General features: G+C 60.7%; 17 protein-coding genes. 7 read left to right on the top strand and 10 right to left on the bottom strand.

Translation table 11 applies throughout. The annotated features are described in order from the left end of the window. Window positions 1-20: 20 nt before the first annotated feature. Entirely contained in the window at window positions 21-887 is an 867-nt protein-coding gene (locus BT115_RS02400) for an oxidoreductase (protein WP_255369342.1), read from the bottom strand. Window positions 888-984: 97 nt separating this feature from the next. On the opposite strand from BT115_RS02400, the gene BT115_RS02395 reads away from it, so the two are divergent. Further along, window positions 985-1,914, top strand: coding sequence for an AraC family transcriptional regulator (locus BT115_RS02395; protein WP_218184708.1), 930 nt, complete (start codon window positions 985-987; stop codon window positions 1,912-1,914). A gap of 78 nt (window positions 1,915-1,992) precedes the next feature. Here BT115_RS02395 and BT115_RS02390 read toward each other — a convergent pair whose 3' ends face one another. Continuing rightward, window positions 1,993-3,183, bottom strand: a complete 1,191-nt coding sequence (locus BT115_RS02390; RefSeq protein ID WP_072320946.1) for a DUF1501 domain-containing protein — start codon at window positions 3,181-3,183, stop codon at window positions 1,993-1,995. Window positions 3,184-3,192: 9 nt separating this feature from the next. Further along, complete coding sequence (locus tag BT115_RS02385) at window positions 3,193-4,716, bottom strand: DUF1800 domain-containing protein (RefSeq protein WP_143144439.1); 1,524 nt, start codon at window positions 4,714-4,716, stop codon at window positions 3,193-3,195. Window positions 4,717-5,037: 321 nt separating this feature from the next. Between BT115_RS02385 and BT115_RS02380 the strand changes: the two genes are divergently transcribed. After that, the gene (locus BT115_RS02380) at window positions 5,038-6,483 is read left to right on the top strand and encodes a S41 family peptidase (RefSeq protein WP_072320944.1); all 1,446 of its coding nucleotides are present in this window, start codon (window positions 5,038-5,040) and stop codon (window positions 6,481-6,483) included. Window positions 6,484-6,505: 22 nt separating this feature from the next. On the opposite strand, the gene BT115_RS02375 is transcribed toward BT115_RS02380, so the two are convergent. The 4 genes from BT115_RS02375 to BT115_RS02360 form a co-directional block, all read right to left on the bottom strand. Beyond that, window positions 6,506-7,549, bottom strand: a complete 1,044-nt coding sequence (locus tag BT115_RS02375) for a serine hydrolase domain-containing protein (protein ID WP_072320943.1) — start codon at window positions 7,547-7,549, stop codon at window positions 6,506-6,508. 275 nt (window positions 7,550-7,824) lie between these two features. Then, window positions 7,825-8,409 carry a methyltransferase family protein gene (locus BT115_RS02370; protein ID WP_072320942.1) on the bottom strand — a complete coding sequence of 195 codons (585 nt, stop codon included), beginning with the start codon at window positions 8,407-8,409 and terminating at the stop codon, window positions 7,825-7,827. A 152-nt stretch (window positions 8,410-8,561) separates the two neighbouring features. Further along, the gene (locus BT115_RS02365; protein WP_072320941.1) at window positions 8,562-9,002 is read right to left on the bottom strand and encodes a hypothetical protein; all 441 of its coding nucleotides are present in this window, start codon (window positions 9,000-9,002) and stop codon (window positions 8,562-8,564) included. A 91-nt stretch (window positions 9,003-9,093) separates the two neighbouring features. Continuing rightward, window positions 9,094-9,987, bottom strand: a complete 894-nt coding sequence (locus tag BT115_RS02360) for an AraC family transcriptional regulator (protein WP_072320940.1) — start codon at window positions 9,985-9,987, stop codon at window positions 9,094-9,096. A gap of 101 nt (window positions 9,988-10,088) precedes the next feature. On the opposite strand from BT115_RS02360, the gene BT115_RS02355 reads away from it, so the two are divergent. Continuing rightward, window positions 10,089-10,838 (top strand): SDR family oxidoreductase, encoded by a 750-nt coding sequence (locus BT115_RS02355; RefSeq protein ID WP_072320939.1) that lies wholly within the window; start codon window positions 10,089-10,091, stop codon window positions 10,836-10,838. 456 nt (window positions 10,839-11,294) lie between these two features. Here the strand turns inward: BT115_RS02355 and BT115_RS02350 are convergent, their stop codons facing one another. Together BT115_RS02350 and BT115_RS02345 are read right to left on the bottom strand one after the other, a co-directional pair. Then, window positions 11,295-12,161, bottom strand: a complete 867-nt coding sequence (locus BT115_RS02350) for a DUF6602 domain-containing protein (protein WP_072320938.1) — start codon at window positions 12,159-12,161, stop codon at window positions 11,295-11,297. 393 nt (window positions 12,162-12,554) lie between these two features. Next, the gene (locus BT115_RS02345) at window positions 12,555-13,328 is read right to left on the bottom strand and encodes a hypothetical protein (protein WP_072320937.1); all 774 of its coding nucleotides are present in this window, start codon (window positions 13,326-13,328) and stop codon (window positions 12,555-12,557) included. 727 nt (window positions 13,329-14,055) lie between these two features. Here BT115_RS02345 and fumC point away from each other — a divergent pair. The 3 genes from fumC to mqo are packed head-to-tail and all read left to right on the top strand — an operon-like array spanning window position 14,056 to window position 17,409. Then, the gene (gene fumC / locus BT115_RS02335) at window positions 14,056-15,504 is read left to right on the top strand and encodes a class II fumarate hydratase (protein WP_255369341.1); all 1,449 of its coding nucleotides are present in this window, start codon (window positions 14,056-14,058) and stop codon (window positions 15,502-15,504) included. 13 nt (window positions 15,505-15,517) lie between these two features. Beyond that, the gene (locus BT115_RS02330) at window positions 15,518-15,913 is read left to right on the top strand and encodes a cupin domain-containing protein (RefSeq protein ID WP_072320934.1); all 396 of its coding nucleotides are present in this window, start codon (window positions 15,518-15,520) and stop codon (window positions 15,911-15,913) included. Then, entirely contained in the window at window positions 15,910-17,409 is a 1,500-nt protein-coding gene (gene mqo, locus BT115_RS02325; protein ID WP_072320933.1) for a malate dehydrogenase (quinone), read from the top strand. The genes BT115_RS02330 and mqo overlap by 4 nt, the downstream gene beginning before the upstream one ends. Before the next feature lie 63 nt (window positions 17,410-17,472). Here mqo and BT115_RS02320 read toward each other — a convergent pair whose 3' ends face one another. Beyond that, window positions 17,473-17,958 carry a helix-turn-helix domain-containing protein gene (locus BT115_RS02320; protein WP_177257355.1) on the bottom strand — a complete coding sequence of 162 codons (486 nt, stop codon included), beginning with the start codon at window positions 17,956-17,958 and terminating at the stop codon, window positions 17,473-17,475. Between the two features lie 362 nt (window positions 17,959-18,320). On the opposite strand from BT115_RS02320, the gene BT115_RS02315 reads away from it, so the two are divergent. Then, a complete protein-coding gene (locus BT115_RS02315) occupies window positions 18,321-19,571 on the top strand; it encodes a hypothetical protein (protein WP_083527259.1) in 1,251 nt (416 codons plus the stop codon). The last annotated feature ends 92 nt before the right edge of the window (window positions 19,572-19,663 follow it).

Raw genomic sequence — 19,663 nt, 5'->3', positions numbered from 1 at the left:
TTCCGTGCCGTGGCGCCCGCTCAACCGTCCGTCGAACACGTCAGCGCCTCCCACTGGTCGATCTCGGCGGTGAGATCGGCCAGCTTCTGCCTGACCAGGGCAAGCGCATCGCTTCCCAGCAGCAGGTGCGCCGGTGGCGAGTCACTGTCGATCACCTTCAATATCGCCTGCGCCGCCTTCGCGGGATCCCCGAGTTGCTTGCCGCTCTTTTCGATGCGGGCTTCTCGAATCGGGTCGAACAGCGCGTCGTAGTCCGGAATGGAACGCGGTGTCCTGACCATCGAGCGTCCCGCCCAATCCGTGCGGAATGAACCGGGCGCCACCGCGGTGACGGCAATACCCAATGCCTTCAACTCCTTGCCGGCCACCTCGGAAATACCTTCCAACGCGAACTTGCTGCCGCAGTAATACGAAATGCCGGGCAGGGTGATGTAACCGCCCATGGAGGTGATGTTGACGATGTGCCCTCTGCGACGGGCACGCATATAAGGCACCACAGCCTTCATCATTGCCACGGCGCCAAATACGTTCACGTCGAACTGGCGGCGCATGTCCGCGAGGGGCGATTCCTCCATGATGCCCTCGTGGCCATATCCGGCGTTGTTGATCAGCACGTCGATAGAGCCGACGCTGGTTTCGACATCGCTCACGATCTCGTCGATCGCGTCGAAGTGCGTCACATCGAGAATGCGGCCCAGGGCGCGCCCGGGAGAGAGCCGTTCGAATTCAACCCGGGCCTGCGCGTTTCTCACTGTGCCAACGACGCGATGACCGGCTTGGAGTGCTTCTTCGGCCAAGGCTCGGCCGAAACCGCTGCTGACGCCGGTAATAAACAAGGTCTTGCTGGCTACCATGGGGTCACTCCCAACTAACGACAATGTATGCACAATACTGTCGTTAGGCCGCCGTTTTTATGCCTAATCACTCGTCTTTATTGCCTATTCTTATGAGCGCCTTGTAATGCTGTCTGACGGGAAGTCTACGATGGAGGAACAACGCCGCATGGTGGCGCTCATTCGCGCGCTGGCGCCACAGGAGGGTTACAACCTCACGGCGTTGCCCGGTGTACGCATCCTGCGCTCCGACCGGGTGCTATCTCAGACACCGGTTCTATACGACCCAGGCATCGTGATCGTGTGCCAAGGGTGCAAGCGCGGCTATTTCGGTAAGCAGATCTATGTGTACGACGAGCAGCACTACCTGGCCGTAGCGGTACCTGTCCCTTTCACCATGACATCGGATGGCTCACCGGATCGCCCTCTGCTGGCGCTCTACATGCACCTGGACTTTCAGATGGCCGCCGAGCTGGCCATCCAGATCGATCGCCTGCACTCGCCGGTGAATCGAGACGAGCCGGCCGGTATGGTGTCCAGTCCGATGGATGCCTCGTTGATAGCGTCGGTGCTCCGTTTATTGGAGGCCATGCAAAGCCCCTTGGAAGCGCCCATCCTTGGACCGAACCTCGTACGCGAACTCTATTTCCGCGTACTGACCGGGCCGCAGGGCAGGGCGATCCGTTCGGCCCTGGCGATGCAAGGCCCCTTCGGCAAGATAGGAAAAGCTCTGCAACGGATACACGCCAGCTACGCCGAACCCATCAATCTCGCGGCCTTGGCGAAGGACGCCAACATGAGCGTTCCCACGTTTCATACGCACTTCAAGGCGATCACCCAGACGTCGCCCATGCAATACGTGAAGTCCACGCGTCTTCACCAAGCCCGCTTACTGATGGTGCGCGAGGGCATGACGGCGGAAGCCGCTGCCTATGCCGTGGGATACGCCAGTGCCTCGCAATTCAACCGCGAGTTCAAGCGGCTTTTCGGCCTGCCGCCCGTTGCGGAAATCAGGCGTATGAAGGAGCAATTTGCAGTTCCACCGGCACAGGCAACCTCTGCCTATGTCTCCTCGCATTGAGGACAGCTCCCAGTGTCGAACGTCGGCCGGACCGAAGCGGCAGCCTGGCGGACTCGACGTGGGGTGCTGGCGTCGTGCTCAAACAAGCTGCAAATCGCGCGGCTTGGCACGGGGGAACACCGTGCCGAGATCCGCATCCGATAGCCCGTACATGCGCTTCATCAGCCCGCCCAGCACGTCGCGATAGTTATTGAGTACCGGGTAGTCGCGATTCTGCAGCAGACTTCCGGCATTGATGGCAACCTGCTCGCCAGCGACGCGCCCGCCACGGACCTTGCCGCCCAGCACCCAGTACGTGGTGCCATGACCATGGTCCGTGCCCTTGTTGCCGTTCTCTCGGAAGGTGCGGCCGAACTCGGAAACCACGACAACGACGGTGTTGTTCCATTCCGTCGGCCCCAGCTCATCGGCAAAGGCGCTGAGGCCTTGCGAGAGGTTGTCCAGGTTGTTGGCGAGCTGACCGTCCGCGCCGCCCTGGTTCACGTGCGTGTCCCAACCACCCACGTCGACAAAGCCGAGGCGGAAACGGTCTTTCATCAGGGTAGCCATACGCTGGCCCTGCTGGGCGAAACCACGCGCGTTCACTGCGCCGCGGCTGGCGGCAACCATTTCCGTCTGCAGATCCTGAGCGACCTGCTGGCGCAGTTGCAGACCTTCGGTGGCGGCCGCTTGCAGCGGCGTGCCTTCGTACATGCTGGCGAGGATTTTCGACTGGCGATCGTCGAACACGGCCTTGCCGTCGCCCTTCAACGAGATGTTTGGCACATCGCCCGTGCCGCGGAAGGACAAGGGCAGGGCATCCGTGAACGCGATCGGTGGGACGCCGCGCAGCACACCGCTCAGACGACCCATGAACCCCGAGCCGTACTGGCGCGCGTCACTGGGTTCGCCCGCCTCGATGTTGTCTTGCGTTTCGAAATGGCTGCGCGAGAGATCGTCGGTCCCAGCGAACGGGATGAACGCGAGCTGCTTCTTGTCCCACAGCGGCCCCATGGTCTGCGCGACGGCCGGCGTGAGCCCCCAGTGTGCATCCAGCGCGCGCACCGACTTCGGATCGCCATCCGTGGGCTTCGCCAGCGCAATGCTCGGGCGCGACTCGTAGTAGAAGTCGCTCGCGTACGGCACAAGCAGGTTATTGGCATCGTAGCCGCCACGAAGAAACACGAGCAGGAAACGCGGCGAGCTGGTGGGCGCGGCGAACACTTTGCCGCCCAGCGTCAGGGCGGGCACGGTCGCGGCGAGGGTGAAGAGGAATTGGCGACGGTCCATGGCGGAACCTCAGCGGTAGTTGAATTCGGGTGAGGCGAGCAGGAACGTATTCCACTCCTGCTGCGACGTGGCCTGCGACAGCGCAGCACGCGTCTTGGGGCCGAGCGTGGGCTCGATCGTGGCGTAATAGGTCGGCGTGGTGAGCTGCGGGAATCCACCGACGCTACGCTTACCGGTATCGTCCAAGTCGAACAGATGATTGGCACCGCTGCCGATCGAGCGCGCGATCTCGAAGCGCTTCGCCACCTGGCCGGAACTCGACCATTCCGAGTCTGTGACCGGCCAGCCGTCGGGTGTGATTCGGCCGAACGGCGCCTGGCCGAGCTGGGTGATCCAGTTCACCAGGGGACGCGGGTTTTCTACCGGCTTGCCGTCGTAGGCGAGCCGCATGGTCGAGACGAGGAACTGCGTCGGATCCTTGTAGCGCTTGCCCAGCGATGCAGTGAACTCCTTCGACGTGAGCATCGTCTCCATCACCTTGGCGATGTCGCCATCGCTGCGGCGGAACGTCTTCGCCATAGCGGCGATCAGCGACGGCGACGGGTTGTCCGAGACGAAGTACTTTGCCAGCTTGGTCGAAATGAACGTGGCACACGCCGGCTGGCTGACGATCAGATCGACGGCCTTTTCGACCTCGTCGAACCCACCGCCCTTGATGGTCTTGCCGAGCAGGATCTGATCGCCGAAGTCGTGGCGATTCGGATTGAACTCGAAGACACCCTCCTGCAAGTAGTAGGGCCTCAGGTCCGGGCGCAGCTTGCGCGGTTGTCCGTCGAAATTCACACCGACGCCCGTGAGGATGTGAGCGAGGCTCTGCACGTCGGCCTGGGTATAACCGCTGTTTACGCCGAGCGTGTGCAGTTCCATGAGCTCGCGCGCGTAGTTCTCATTGATCTTGTCGCGCGCGTTTTGCGCGTTGTCGAGGTATTCGAGCATGGCGGGGCTTTTCAGCGTTGCCATGACAAGGTCGCGGAACTTGCCCAATGCATGCGGCCGTATGGTGTTCTGCGCATAGTCCGCGACCAGCCAGCGCACGCGGCCTTTGTCCTTGAACACACTGAAATGGTTCAGCCAGAACCACACCAATTGTTCGCGCAGTTGGTTTTCATCGTAGATGGCACGCAGCAGCTCGGCCGCCTGCGCCTGCTGCGCGTAATCGTTCCCCTGTTTCTGCAGTGCCTTTCGCGCCTCTTGTTTCGCATCGCCATCGGGCATGGCGTTGATGTCGCGATACTGGTCGCGCACTGTGGCCAGCAAAGTTTCCGGCGGCGTCTTCATGACATCGAAACCGGCGATCTGTGCGGCGATCGGTTGGGGCAGGGCATCGGTTTTCGGATGCAACTGCGCTTCGAGGAAGCGGCGCCGGCCAAGATCGCGGTAGCTGGCCACGGTGGCGGTATCGAGGCCGAAGGTCACGCGATCGAGCCACTCCGTGTCTTCCTGCGAAAGCGGCTTATCGGCGGCGAAGGCGGGCGGGGCGGCAGCGGCCAGGCAGAGCAGTGCGGTCAGGCTGGTCGTGAAGATCGAACGCATCCGGTTCTCCGTTCGAGGCAGGATGACCCTCAAACGGGGGAGGGCCATTAGGGTTTACTGGAGGTGTTGGCACGGGTTCATAGTTTGGGCTTTCGCCACATCATTTTCATCGGCGCACATGAACGCCGTGTGGCTTCGCAAAGGGATACGGCCGCCGCATTTTCTTGCGCGTACGCCAATCAAGCTTTTAGCTGGCTCTTCGACCTAGACCGTCTCCCTTGAGCCGCACCGACGAAGCATCTTTATAAGGTATGACTTTCGTCGCTTGCCGTTCCCTGCTCGCATCCTTGAGCATGCGTGACGACACCTGAGGGGGAAGGTATGAAGTCGCTGCTCGCCACTGCGCTGCTGCTCACGGCGCCTATTGCGTCGGCACAGGACTGGGCTGCCAGCCTGCGCATGGATGCCAAGGCGATGCACGATGACATCGCCCGCAACCATCCGGGGCCAGTCGATCCTGAAAATCCCGGTTTCGCCGCAAAAAACGATCAGGCCCTGGCACTGGCACTGCAACGCGCGGGCAGCACTACGACGTATGCGGGGTACCTTTATGCCCTCATCGCGTACGCCGCTACATTTGACGACGGACACCTTGCCGTCTTCGTGCCCGAAGATGTCATCCAGCCGCCGCTCGTCACCCGATGGCCCGGATTTCTCACGACGTTCGACACGAAAGACGATCAACGGGTCGTGACCCGTGCTGCGGACGCACCCGTGCCCCTCGGTGCACGCCTCATCGCCTGCGACGGAAAGGACGCCGCCGCACTCGCGCGTGACAATGTCGGCGGCATGGGAGGAAGCGGCCAGTGGAATCTTCATGCGTCACGCGTCATGCGCGGCAAGCGCCTTTTCACCGACGTGGGCAATCCCTGGATCAAGCGCCCCGTCCGGTGCACGTTCGACGTGGACGGCACGCGCCGCACGGTGGATCTGGCATGGCGTCCGATTGACGATAAGGAATTGGACCGCCGTTTCGCCGAAGCCTTTCGACGCAAGGCCGAACCGATCGGCATGCGGACGCTTTCCGACGGCACCGTCTGGATCGCGCTCAGCGATTTCGACGGCGACCCCGATCATCCTGCAGCCAAGGCGCTGGAGCCTTTGATTGCAAAGGTGCAATCGCAGCGGGAAACGATACTCGCTGCGCCGCGCGTCGTGCTCGATCTGCGCGGAAACAATGGCGGCGACTCCGGATGGAGCCACCGTGTGGCCGAAGCACTCTGGGGCAAGAAAGCTGTGGATGCCGTCAACCTGGCTCCAACCCGCGTCGACTGGCGCGCCTCCCAGGACAACATGGCGCAGATGCAATCCTATGTGCGCATGTGGTCCGCCCATGCGGATGCGCCCCCTGAGAACCTTGCTTGGGGAAAAAGTACCGTTGCAGGCATGCAGGCGGCGATGGCGAAGGGCGAACCGTTCTACATGGAGCCGGGTGAGGCAAAGCGTCCTACGCCGAAGCCGCCGAAGACTCACACCCGCATTTTCATGGTGACCGATAGCGGCTGCGCGTCGGCCTGCCTCGATGCTGCAGATCTATTCTTGGCCCTGGGCGCCGTCCACGTCGGCCAGGTAACCAGTGCAGACACGGCGTATATGGACATTCGCCGCACCATGCTTCCGAGCGGACACATCGCGCTGGTCGTACCCATGAAGGTGTACCGCGGTCGTCAGCGTGGCAGCAACGTGCCGCTCGTGCCGCGCTACGTCTATCAAGCCGACCTGACCGACAACACCGCACTGGAACGTTGGATCGCTGGCTTACGCTGAGGACGGTCGCAGTGCGTGACGTCTAACGATAGCTCGCTTCCATGAGCGCCGTGCCCAGATCGCCCATTTTCATATGATCGAAACTCGTGTTGTTCATCAGGATGACGGTGTGTCCGTCGTCGAGCGTGCGCCACACGAGTACCCGGTACGCACCCGCCGACCCGTATTCCCAGGCGACGGGATGATCTTTGCCGCCAAAGGAGAGTGTCTTGGTACGTCCACCCAGGGCGTAGTGCTGGGTAGGGCGTTCGACGGTCATCAAAATGCGCGTTAGTTCGGGCGACAACATTCTTCCTGAGAAAAGGCCATCGACGAGGACGAACAAGTCGTTGGCACTGGCGTAGAACCCACCGGCGAGCATCATGAAGTTCGGCGAAGGCTTGTCCAGCGGTTCCGCTTGAGGAATCAGTTTCAGGTAACCGTGAGCCATGCCCGGCACCGTCAACGAGCTTCCAGCGAAAGTGCCGCTATGGTGCATGGCGAGTGGCTGGACGATGTAGCCATCGATCAGCGAGGCGTAGTCCCGCTTCGTAACCCGCTCCACGATGGCCTTGACCAGAAGCCAGTTGGAGTGCGAGTACTCCCAATCCGTCCCTGGCTCGAAATGTAAGTCACCGCTCGCAAAGCGGCGCACGGCTTCCGCCTGGTCGATCGACAGGTTCCGCGTGGCCGGATCGCGCTTGATCGCCTCATCGATGGCATTGGGAAGCCCGCTGGCATGGGACATCAAGAGACGCAGCGTCAGCTTGGCACCATTATCAGCTCGATAATCCGGCAGATATGTCGAAACTGGCTCGTCCAGTGCGAGCTGCCCCTGCTGGACCAGTCGTAGGACCAGCATCGCCGCGATCCATTTCGATATCGAGCCGGACTCGAACGGCGTGTCGGCCGTCAGAGCTCGCCCCGTGGCGGCATCCGCCAGACCGAAGCTCGCGGAGTAGTCGATGTGCGAACCGTGGCCCACAATCACCACGCCGTTGAAGCCTTGATCGACGACGAAAGGGCGAACGATGGCGGCACAGCTACCGCAGTCGGCCAACGCCGGAACGGAAACCGGCAGGCTCATCAGACATAGCGCTACGCTTCGTAGCGCACGGCGGCATGCCCGCTTGTGCAGTCCTGGAAAACCATTCATCGATGAACCCCGCGCCGACGACTACGGCATGGATGCGGTCCGCGTCGCAAAGGTTTAGTTGCCCAGGGTAGGGCGAAATCGGGTGCGCTTTGCAAACGGCAGGACCCGGCAAAGCCGTTCTTGAGTCGAAACGTTGAATCGCGGGCCTGCGCTGACGTGCGACCACCCGCCAGCGTGGGGTGCCGGCGTCGCGAATCCCTTGCTGACTAGAGGACGCCAGGTATCAGCGCTGCGGTTCTGGCTTTATAGGCGGCATATGCGCCGCCAAAGGTTTCCCCAAGCATGCGCTCCTCCATCTGCAACTTGCGCCAGAACGAAGCCAACACGATCAGCACCGCCACGATGCCGCGCACGTCGCCCTCCCTGATCGCCGTGCCGATGAATGCCAGGAGAAGTCCGCTATAAATGGGATGCCGGATATAACGGTAGGGACCGGCTTCGATCAGTTCATGATCCTTCTTGATCTGCACGACGCTGCTCCAGTTACGTCCCAAGAGGTAGCGCGACCAGCAGGCGAGGGCAACACCGGCGGCGACAATCACGAAAGCCGTCGCGAAGAAGGGAAGGGTGTGCGGCACGATCCCTTCGCGTAGCCACGTGCGGCCGAACCAATCGCCCGGTCCCAGCAACACGAAAGCCAGCGTCAATGGCATCCAGTACAGAAGAAGCCGTGTCATCCACGGCTCGCCGCGCGCAACGACTTTGTTCCCCCGGGCGCTCCAGAGCCACCAGGCAAGCAGGAAGTACCAGCAAACACTGACACCTCTTTTCAGAAGTTCTTCCGTTTCCACCGATCCTCCGCTAAGCGTGGCCCAGCCCCCGCCAGTGCTTCGAATATTGCAGTGGGGGCCATGCGTGACTAGTGCCGATGTGCCTATGTTGAAGCGGGTGCGTTATGGCCTTTCCCCCTAACTCAAGCTCGGGTAAACCGCACCCGTACCGGTTAACGACTGAAGTAGGCCTTCTTTCCTGCGCGGCGCCCCAGCATAGTGGCCTTGGCTCTCAAGAAGAACACCGTGTGGCAGATCACAGCGCCGATTGCGAGACCCCTGGCGACGATGCTTGTGCTGGACATCCAGATCAGGGCGGCAAAGGCGAATGCATCGATCGCGCTGAAAAACCAAGCGAACCCGAGCGTCCACGGGCTCGTGCGCCCTTGAACGATGCCATCGAGCACTGCGACTCGTGCGCCGATATTTCCAATCGGGTCATTCGGGTTGGGATGGCCTATCGGGCTGAACGGCCATGCTTCTTCGTCGCGAGTCCGCGCTGTCTCGATGCCAAGCTGCTCCGCTTTCAAAGGCGTTGCCTCGGCGACGCCCAGCAAACCTCGGGGATCGTCCACCACAAAACGGGCCGAGCCGACCTTGAATTCGCGTTCCATGTGACTTCCCTAAGCCTCGTAAGTGAGTTTAGCCGACGCATGACGTGCGAGGGGCAGGGCATTGAGTTGTGTCGCTAATACCCAGACGCGTTTACGCTGCGCGCGCATAGTGGCTGGGTGGTTGTCCGACATGCCTGGTGAATGCCGCGCTGAACGCGCTGGTCGACCCGTAGCCGACGTGTTCGGCGATCTCCGACACGAACAACTCACCGCGACGCAAGAACTCTTTCGCGATTTCCATTCGCCAGGCGAGAAGATACTCCATCGGCGCAACCCCGACCGTCCGCGTGAATCGTTCGAAGAAACTGGACCGAGATAGCGCAGCGATCTTTGCAAGTTGCGCAACCGACCACCTCCGGCCGATATGGGCGTGCATCTGCTTCAGTGCGGCGGCTAATCGCTCATCGCCCAATCCACGGAGGAGGCCCGGCGGGGCGCTGCCAGAGGTTGTCGAACGCATGGCCTCGACGAGCAGCATGTCGGCCAGCCGAGAACGCATGAACTCGTTGCCTGGTTTCTCGTCCGCAGTCTCCTCACCCACCATCTGCACGAGCTGTGACAGCCGCAACGAACCTTGCACGTGCACCACTCCAGGCAGCAGCGACACCAGCAAACCAGGATCGACGCAATCGAACAGGAACGCGCCTCCCAATGAACGCATGTCGGGTTGGCCTGTTTGCTCGCCATAGCGTAGCTCCAGTCCCTTCGGCACTTTGGTGGGGTCCAGGTGGACGGGGGGCGAGGGGAGGAAGCTGGATAGCGTGAAGCCGGGTGTCGTAGGAAGCAGCACAAAATCCCCGGCGCTTAGCGTCGTCGGCTCGTGACCATCCACCGCCAGCCGACAGCTGCCTTCCAGCATGATGCAAAAGCTGGGTTTGCCGAACTCGGAGTAGCGCACCGCCCAATTGCCCTTGCCACTGATCAGATTGGCGAACACGGCCTGCGGGCGCAGCAACCGAACGATTTCTGAGAGAGGGTCACTCACGCTGGACGATCACTGGAATAATACGGATTATTTAGTATCGACGATCCGAATAGCGTCCTCTATCGTTTTCTTCGAGTCAACTACACAACTCGGAGAACGAATTGAACACTGTACTGATTACTGGCTGTTCATCCGGTTATGGCCTGGAAACCGCACGTCACTTCCTCGCAAGAGGATGGAATGTCATCGCTACCATGCGGACGCCGCGGTCGGACCTTCTTCCAGCCTCGGACAACCTACGTATCCTGCCCCTGGACGTCACGCAGCCCGATAGCATCGGCCGGGCCCTGGAAGCCGCTGGCCCCATCGATGTTCTGGTGAACAATGCCGGCATCGGACTCTTCGGCGCATTCGAAGCTACGCCTATGTCCACCGTGCGAGAGATCTTCGAGACCAACACGTTCGGTGTGATGGCGATGTGCCAGGCGGTGATCCCGCAGTTCCGTGAACGCGGAGACGGCGTGATCGTCAATGTCACGTCCAGCGCGACCCTTGCTTCGTTTCCACTGGTGGCCGCTTACACAGCTAGCAAGACCGCCATCGAAGGCTTCACGGCGTCGCTGGCGCATGAACTCAAAGCAGTGGGTGTGCGAGTCAAGCTGGTCGAACCCGGCTACGGACCTTCCACGAGCTTCGCCACCAATGGCCAGCAGCGCATGCAGGGACTGCTCACGAAGCCCTACGAGTCTTTCGCCCGTGAAGTGCTTACGGGATTCGGCCACCTGTCTGCCGTGACAGCCGCGACAGATGTCGCCGAAGGCATCTGGGATGCCGCCAACGACACCACCGGCCAGCTGCATTTCCCGGCGGGTGCCGACGCTGTTGCGCTGGCGTCGGCGCGGGGTGCCTGATCGTGAGCGCCTACGGCAAAGGCCGATGCTTCAATTAGACATAATATACATTATGCGAGTTTATGGTTGCGACACTCCTTTGGCAGTCTGCTGTCGACAACCTCTTAGTTTTGTCCTCAGCGGCTTAATTTTGACTACGGGCTTTGTGGCGTCCTCGCCACGGCTCCCCCCAGGATGACCATTGAGTCATTCGGCTACGGCGACCGAGGCGTAGTGGTTTTTGCCTTCCGACGTGTTGGCGATGGCGTTTCGCGGTCGTTGGCGCTTTGGATTTCTTCTTCCCTCTGGTGGCCGTTTCGAGCTTCCGCGCTGCAAGCAGCGCATCAACACCGACTAATCATTCCAGTCGTGCGCCGGTGCTAGTCCGCGGGAGACAGTAGGACCCGTTCGCAAACTTGGCCAGTTGCATTAGCAACCTCCTAACGCGTGTGCATGGGCTCGTCAGGTAGCTTCCGCTCAGACTCCAGTATCAGAGTCGCCAGCATTTTGTGGGATGATTGAAGTCATTTCTCGCTGAATGACTGCGGCCAATAGGGCGCTCGTGGAACTGGCACCTGCGGTTGCAAAAGTAGCTAGCGCGGCCAAGCAAAGTAGATTGTTCTCAGGTGTCCCGTCGGGTACCCAGCGGAATCCATTGAGGTACTTGGATTGTACGCAGTCCTCCATGGTCATTCTATCCACCGATGGGCCGTCGTTCTCGACTTCATCGGGTCCCAGGCCCTTGGGAATTCCCAAACGGAGCGCACGCATATCTTGGGAGTCAGCGAAGTACGCCCCTTCCTTCAAAAACACAAAGGCATCGAATGGATAGAAAGATGAACTCTGCTCGGCAAACTTTTCTTGCATTGCCATTAGCAAGTCTGGGGCAACTTCGTATGCAAAGAGAACTCGTAGCGGCCTATCAATATGGTGACAACCCAGAAATTCCAAGAAAGAATTCATGCTAGCGCAGGCGTCATTCAAATCCTTTTCTGTTAGGTGCGATTTGACTTCGACCGTCATTGAGATGTGCTCGCACGTAACAATGCTGTTCGTATGATGAGCATCCAGCGGCCAACTTGAACCTCTTTCTGCGTCATGTACGACCAGATCTATCTCCGACGGAGCCTCCTCGCCATCGGCCGCGACTGCGAATACATTGGTCAAGACGTTGAAACGCTTCGACACCCAAGTGGAAACGAACCGCGCAACCGCGTCCTCACGAAGTATTCCTTTTCCACTTGGAAGTTTATGAGCAGCGCTGGAGTAGTACGTGGAAAGAAGATCGTAATAATGGCCGGTCAGTGCCTGGTGCAGCCTCTTGCGCCTTGACTTCTTCTTCATAGGCTGATCATCAATTCCTACTTAATCGGTAGATCGGTCGGATGCGCGCAGGCAGGATAGCGCCCTGCGAAGGAGAGTAGCAGCAGAAAGTTGCCGGGAATCAAGCGCTGCGATGTCAAACGCTCCCTACTCCCGACAACATGGGCTACTCATCCTAAGCACGCCGGGCGCAGTCGATTCCGGAAGGCCTAAGTGCGACCATAGACGCGCAAACAACCACCGGTTTGCGCGGACACGAGGGTCGGCTTTCTGGAAAGCCGTAGGTCATGTATTGCGCCGGGCGTCCTGGTCGCCCGGTGACGCCGGACCTTCCCGGCATCATCGTACGCGACGAACTGCCGTGCTTGTCGATACACGACAAGTCCAGCGGCGGTCCGGGACCGCGCCGGCCTATCAGTGAACAACAACGTCCCGTGCCGTCCTGTCCGGCAATGGCACCGCCCCGTCGTTAGCCGCCTGCGTCGTCAATCGGGTCTGTCCTTCCCCGTCACCGCCCTGCCTCGCCTTGCTTTTTCTTGCCGAGGCGAGCAGGTCGCACTGGTAGACGAGCCGCTCGGAGAAACCTTTTGCCAGTGCCGGTACGATTGCAATGACGACGCCCGCACCGATGAAGGCTCCGAGGATGGGCGACCCAGGCTCGACCCATTTGAGATCACTGAGCACCTTCCACAGAGTCACCATCGACAACGCGCTGGTCACAACCGCCGACTTGTCGCCGAGCACCGACGCCATCCGCGACTGACTCGCGTCGAGTCTTGCGCGGTACTGAGCCTCGACGTCCTCAAGCGCATCATCGTCAAATACGGCGAGTGCCTCGACCTGCGGGGTACGGTGATCAAGCCGGGCAAGCTGATGGTGCGCCTCATCCTCCGCTCGATGCGCGCGGCGCATGCACCGGACAATCAGGTCGGCGGATGAGTAGGTGAATCCGGCGATGATGCTAGCCACTGCAAACGCCAAACCGGACCATTTGATCCAACCAGGCAGAGGGCCCGTTGCAAAGCGAACTGCCCAGAGAATGAGCATCGTGGCAAAGCCCAAAGCAAAAACATGTGCGGCCGCCCGTTCAATGCGTTTTTCGGCCTGCTCCTTCTGACCAGGGTTCTTCAACGGTCGATAGGGCATCGTTTCGGAAAGGAGGCGGATGATGTCGTGTCGCTGGCTCATGGGTGACTCCCCTGGATGAGTGGCGCGGCGCAAGGTGCGCCGCAATCCGAGTGTGCATAGCTCCGTCTCAAATGCCGCGACTTGAGCGAGAGATCATCCACACAAGCTAGTGGGGCGATTCCTATCCCCCGCGATACCCAGCCCTAAACGCTCTCCCTCGGCGGCATCATCGAGCTATCCGCTTGGGCCACAACCGCACCCTCCGAACTCACCCAACAAGGTAATCGCGCCACGCCAATAGCACGTCAACCACCTCGGCATCGCGACTTGGGTTAGGCCCCATCCCTATCTGCTCCGTGCTCAACCAAAGCAAATAATCGGCGACATCCTTTCCGTCTGCCGTGCTCTTGAGAAGCCGGAATACCGCAGACACATAGCTTTGATACTCGTCCCTGGCTTGTGGGACGCCCGCTACGCCGATGGGATCCCACATGTAGTGGAGGACTTCGTCGACTCTGCGGAGAAGCTCTTTGTCTTGTGGCGAGAGTTCCAATGTCTCATCCCTGCTCTGGCTTTCGTTGATGTCCGCTGCGAGTCGAATGCGGATACCACGATTCTACAGATGCCCGACGGTCATCATGGATGACACGCCGAATTTATAGATCAATTGTCACCTGCCGAGTATCACCTTCTTGCAAGGCGACGCCCCGCAGACGTCGCTATAACTCATCACTCGCAGCGTCCGTTGCACGGACCATCCTCCCCGAGAACCAAAGAGGACATGCATGTGAGCGATACCCCCACACTGCGTTCCATCCCTATTGGCATCCATGCCACAGGAACGCGAGAAGAATTCGACAGCATGGGCACGGTCAGCGTACAGGCGGACCGCTACTGGGGCGCCCAGACCGAACGCTCGCTGCACCACTTCAATATCGGCACCGACAAGATGCCGGCGCAGGTGTATCACGCGTATGGCTTTGTGAAAAAGGCCTGCGCCTTGGTCAACGCCGCGGCCGGCCGCCTGCCGGAATGGAAGCGCGACGCCATCGTGCAAGCCGCTGATGAAGCCATCGCGGGCGAGCTGGATATGCATTTCCCGCTGTATGTCTGGCAGACCGGTTCGGGCACGCAGTCGAACATGAATGTCAACGAGGTCTTGTCCAACCGTGCCATCCAGCTGCTGGGTGGAACTCTCGGCAGCCAGCACCCCGTAGGTCCCAACGACGACGTCAACATGGGACAGTCTTCGAATGACACCTTTCCGACGGCGATGCATGTCGCGACCGTCCTTGCCATAGATGATCAGCTCATACCCGCAGCTTCTCGGCTCATCGGGGTCATCGAGCGCAAAGCCGACGAGTGGATGACCGTCGTCAAGATTGGGCGCACCCACCTTGAAGACGCCGTACCGCTGACCGTCGGTCAGGAATGGCATGGCTGGGCCGGGCAGTTGCGTGCATGCCTCGAGGATGTCAAAGCAACTCGGGCCGGACTCTACGAACTCGCTGTCGGGGGCACGGCCGTGGGTACGGGCCTGAATGCACCTAAGGGATTTTCGACGGACGTGGCGTCGAGAATTGCGGAGCTCACTGGAAAGCCTTTCGTGACGGCGCCCAACAAATTTGCGGCACAGGGCTCGCTCGACGCGATGGTCAGGGCATCGGCTGGGTTGCGTGGGCTTGCCGTTGCGCTCATGAAGATAGCCAACGACATGCGCTGGCTAGCATCCGGGCCACGCTGTGGACTCGGTGAACTGACGCTTCCGGCCAACGAGCCAGGATCGTCGATCATGCCGGGAAAGGTGAATCCGACCCAGTGCGAGGCCATGGTCATGATCGCCATACAGGTGCTTGGCAACGACAGCGCCGTTGCCATCGCCGGTAGCCAGGGCAACTTCGAGCTCAACGCGATGCGGCCGGTCATCATCAACAACGTGCTTCATTCCATACGAATCCTCGCGGACGGCTGTGACCGTTTCCGCGAGTTTTCGGTGGAGGGTACGCAGATCGTTCCCGGGAAAATCGGCCAATACGTCGAGGGCAGCGTGATGCTTGTGACCGCGCTCTCTCCCGTCATCGGCTATCAGAACGCCGCCCACATCGCCGAGAAAGCGATCGCCGACGGAACGACCCTGAAGGAGGCCGCCCTCGCATCGGGGCTCGTGGATGAAGCACTTTTCGACAAAACGATTCGCCCCATCGAGATGGTCGGGCACGGCTTGGCTGGCGCATGAGGAGAACAAAGCAATGATTCGCTGCATACGAATGTGGACGGCTGCCGATGGCAACTCGCTCTTTGAGGAGGGCGAGCTCGAGATAGGCGCTGGACGACATGGTCGCGCCTCCGGTCTGCCTATCGCGGTCAATGAGCTGTCGTTTCAGGAAACGACCACTGGCGGGTCGTTCGAATGGCATCAGGATCCGCAACCCCAATTCGTGCTGACTCTCACCGGCACCGTGGAGTTCGAGGTCAAGTCCGGTGCGACCTTCACGATTTATCCCGGCGATGTGCTGATAGCCCAGGATGACAGCGGCACCGGACACCGCTGGCGACTGATAGGCGACCAGCCGTGGCGACGCGCTTACGTTGTGTATGACCCGGGCGCAACCCTGCACTTCAAAACGAAGGGAGACGAGGCATGAGTTCACGAAGCGAGCCGGACGTCGACGTCCTTCTCATCGGCGCCGGCATCATGAGCGCCACCACCGGCACCTTGCTGCATACACTCGAGCCCGGCCTGAAGATGATGGTCGTCGAGCGACTCCACGATTGCGCGCTGGAAAGCTCCATGGCCTGGAATAACGCAGGCACCGGCCATGCAGCAAACTGCGAACTGAATTACACACCGCAGCGACCGGATGGCAGCGTCGATATCTCGGAGGCGCTGAAGGTCAACACGGAGTTCGATATATCGCGCCAGCTCTGGGCTTACCTCGTTGATAAGGGTGCCATCCCCGATCCACGCGCCTTCCTCCATCCGTGTCCGCACATGAGCTTTGTCTGGGGCGAGGAGAACGTCGCTTTCCTCAAGGCACGCCACACCGCCATGAGTGCCCACCACTGCTACAGGGGCATGGAGTACAGCGAGGATCATGCCAAGATTGCCGGATGGGCACCGCTTGTCATGAAGGGACGCGACCCGGCGCAGCATGTCGCTGCAACGCGCCTGGTAACGGGGACGGATGTCGACTATGGCGCGCTGACCCGCCTTCTCGTCGGGCATCTGCAGGGCAACGGCATCGAAGTTCGGTACAACGCCGAGGTCATCGCACTGGAGCGATCCGACGATTCCCGGTGGACCGTGACCTTTACGGATACCGTCTCCGGCGTGACACGGGCGGTATCGACGCGCTTCGTCTTCATCGGTGCCGGTGGCGCTGCTATTACGCTTCTTCAAAAGTCGGGCATTCCCGAGGCCAAAGGCTATGGTGGTTTTCCGGTCAGCGGCATCTGGTTGAAATGCGACGTCGATGACGTCACCACGCAACACCACGCCAAGGTCTACGGCAAGGCGTCTTCCGGGTCTCCTCCGATGTCGGTCCCCCACCTCGATACGCGGGTCATCGATGGCAAGACGTCGCTGCTCTTTGGTCCCTATGCGGGGTTCTCGACGAAGTTCCTGAAGCATGGTTCGCACGCGGACCTGTTCGAGTCCGTCACGGCCAGCAACATCCTTCCGCTACTGTCCGTGGCAAAGGAGAACGCTGAGCTGGAGGAGTACCTGATAGGACAGGTTCTGCAAAGTTCGCATCACCAGTTTCAGCTGCTTCAGGACTTCTACCCGACAGCGCACCGTTCTCAGTGGCAGGAAGCAGTCGCTGGGCAGCGTGTACAGATCATCAAGCCCGATGAGGGTGACCACGGTGGCACGCTGGTTTTCGGCACCGAGCTCGTCGTCGCTGCGGACAAGTCGCTGGTGGCCCTGCTCGGGGCATCGCCAGGTGCGTCCACTGCGGCAGCGATTGCGGTGGAGGTACTGCAGGCCTGTTTTCCCGATCGCCTCACGGAAACCGGTTGGTTGCCGATGCTCAAGACCGTGTTTCCGACGTACGGGATCAACCTCGTCGAAGATGCAGCAGCGTGCGATGCCACACGCACCGCCACCGCGGCTGTCCTCAAGATTGAAAACATCCCATGATGGGAAATGTGCCCCCTGCCCTTGCGGCTGGGGGCACCTCCAACCAGGTCGCCGTTGGCGATATCAGTCGCGCACATTCCCCGCACTTCGGGACTTGCGGTACGAGTGAGGCGTCATACCGATCGCGGCCTTGAATGACCGAGTAAAGTGCGCCTGATCGTTGAAGCCGCACGCCATGGCAATGTCAGCAAGGCTTCTGCGCGTGCTGCAAAGCTGCTGGCAGGCTTCCTCGATGCGCTTGCCGTGGCGCCAGCGATGCGGGCTTTCGCCGAAGGTGACCTTGAACGCGCGGCTGAAATAACTGCGCGACAGACGGCACGCTGCGGCGAGGTCACTGATCGCAAGGCCCAGGTCGAGTCGCGCGAGCGCGATTTCCTTGACGGTGCGGATTTGCCATGGGGCCAGCCCACTGTGTGGACGTGGCGCATGGGCGCTGATGCGCTCCTGGTGGATCTGCAACGCTTGCGCAAGATAACGCGCACAGGCAACGCGATCCACCTTGTCTACATCCGTTATCTGACGTAACGCGTGGTCCAGCAGCTGTTGCACGGCCCGAACCGGCGACGGGTCGTCGCCGGATGAGCCCGATGGCGATGAGTTATCGATTCGCATGGAGTCACCATCTCCACAGTTCGAAGACCCATCGGATGCTATCCATCCACCCAGGACGGTTGACCCCCTGTATGGGGGGGCACGTTCTTAGGACGAACACGTTTTGGCAGGAATGTGACGCTACCCATCGCACGTGACGCCAATCGCTGTCGCCTGCCCTTCCCCATACTGTCACGCCCATCGCGCCGCAGCCCATGCATCTTCGACGCCCCTCCTGTTCATATCATCGCCTTCATGCACTCGGTCGTCGTCGCGTGCTCTGCGTCGGCATCGTTCTGTCGGCGTTGCCAGGCGTTGGCATGGCGGACGGCATCTTCTCCGATGGGCATGTCGATGGATCGGTGCGCTTGTACGACTACCACCGCATGTACGACTCGCCCAACACGCCCGATGCATCCGCGCTCGCCAGCGCCCTGCTCGTCAATGCGCGGAGCGGCGAGGTGCAGGGCTTCTCAGCCGGTGTTTCCCTGGTCTATGCGAATGCTTTGGGCACGCGCAATACACCCGCCAACCGAATCGACGTAACGCTGATGGGCCGCGAGAATTCGCTGGGGGCCATAAGCCAGGCATACGTCCAGTACCACGTTTCCGGTTGGACGCTGCGCGCAGGCGACCAGTACCTCGACACGCCCTGGCTCGGGATGAGCGATTCGCGCGTGCTTCCGGCTGCCTATCGCGCGTTGAGCGCCCGGTTCGACGCAGGCACGGACTGGTCGTTCGTCGTGGCACGAACCTTCCAGTGGAAGAGCCGCACGTCCGACCGGTTCTTTTCAGACAATCTCTATTACCCAACGCACTTTGACGGCGACCCTGTGTATGGCGGCAACGGCGCGTTGCCGCCCGATGCCAAGGCCTATCGCGGCACCTGGCTCGCCGGCTCCACGTACCGGCACGGGATGTTTTCCGGGCAGACATGGCTCTATGACTTCCTGCATTTTGCCCGGATGGCCTACACGGACGGCACAGTGACCTTCCCCGCGATCGGGATCGTGCATCCGTTCGTCTCCGCACAGCTTGTCGAAGAGTGGACGACGGGCGACAACACGCTCGTGCAGACGGGCACGAAGATCCTCGGCGTGGCCGGACGGCGGGTGCGAAGTGAAATACCGGGCATCGACGCTGGCGCGCATGTCGGCCACACCCGTTTTGATGTGTCGTGGAACCGTGTGGTCCGCCAAAGTGGCGGTACCGTCGGCAGCGGCACGCTTATCTCTCCGTTTACCGCCAACTATGCCACCGACCCTCTCTACACAACGTCGATGCTGCGAGGCCTCGTCGAGCAGGGGCCGGGTCATGCGTGGAAGGCACGGATCACCCAGATGCTGCTTGGCGACCGACTCCAGGTGGTGACCGCCTACACCCAATACCGAACCCTGTACCGGGGCAACAGCCACGATGTGTACCTCGATCTCATCTACCGGTTCACCGGCCCCTTGAACGGCCTGCAGTTGCGTAATCGGTGGGAGCGCTCCGTGGGCGGAGCAAACAACCTCAACCCGGGCAACCGCCCCTTCTCGTACAATCGGGTCATGATTTCCTACGCGTTCTGACGGCACTCGTGTGCGCCGGGAGACATCGGCGACTCGATGCGGCGATAGATTCTGACCACGCAGGGCGTCAAGCCACGCGGCGCCCACATGTT

It is taken from the genome of Luteibacter sp. UNCMF366Tsu5.1 (assembly GCF_900119235.1).
GTDB classification, from domain to species: domain Bacteria; phylum Pseudomonadota; class Gammaproteobacteria; order Xanthomonadales; family Rhodanobacteraceae; genus Luteibacter; species Luteibacter flocculans.
This window is presented reverse-complemented; position numbering and strand designations above follow the sequence as displayed.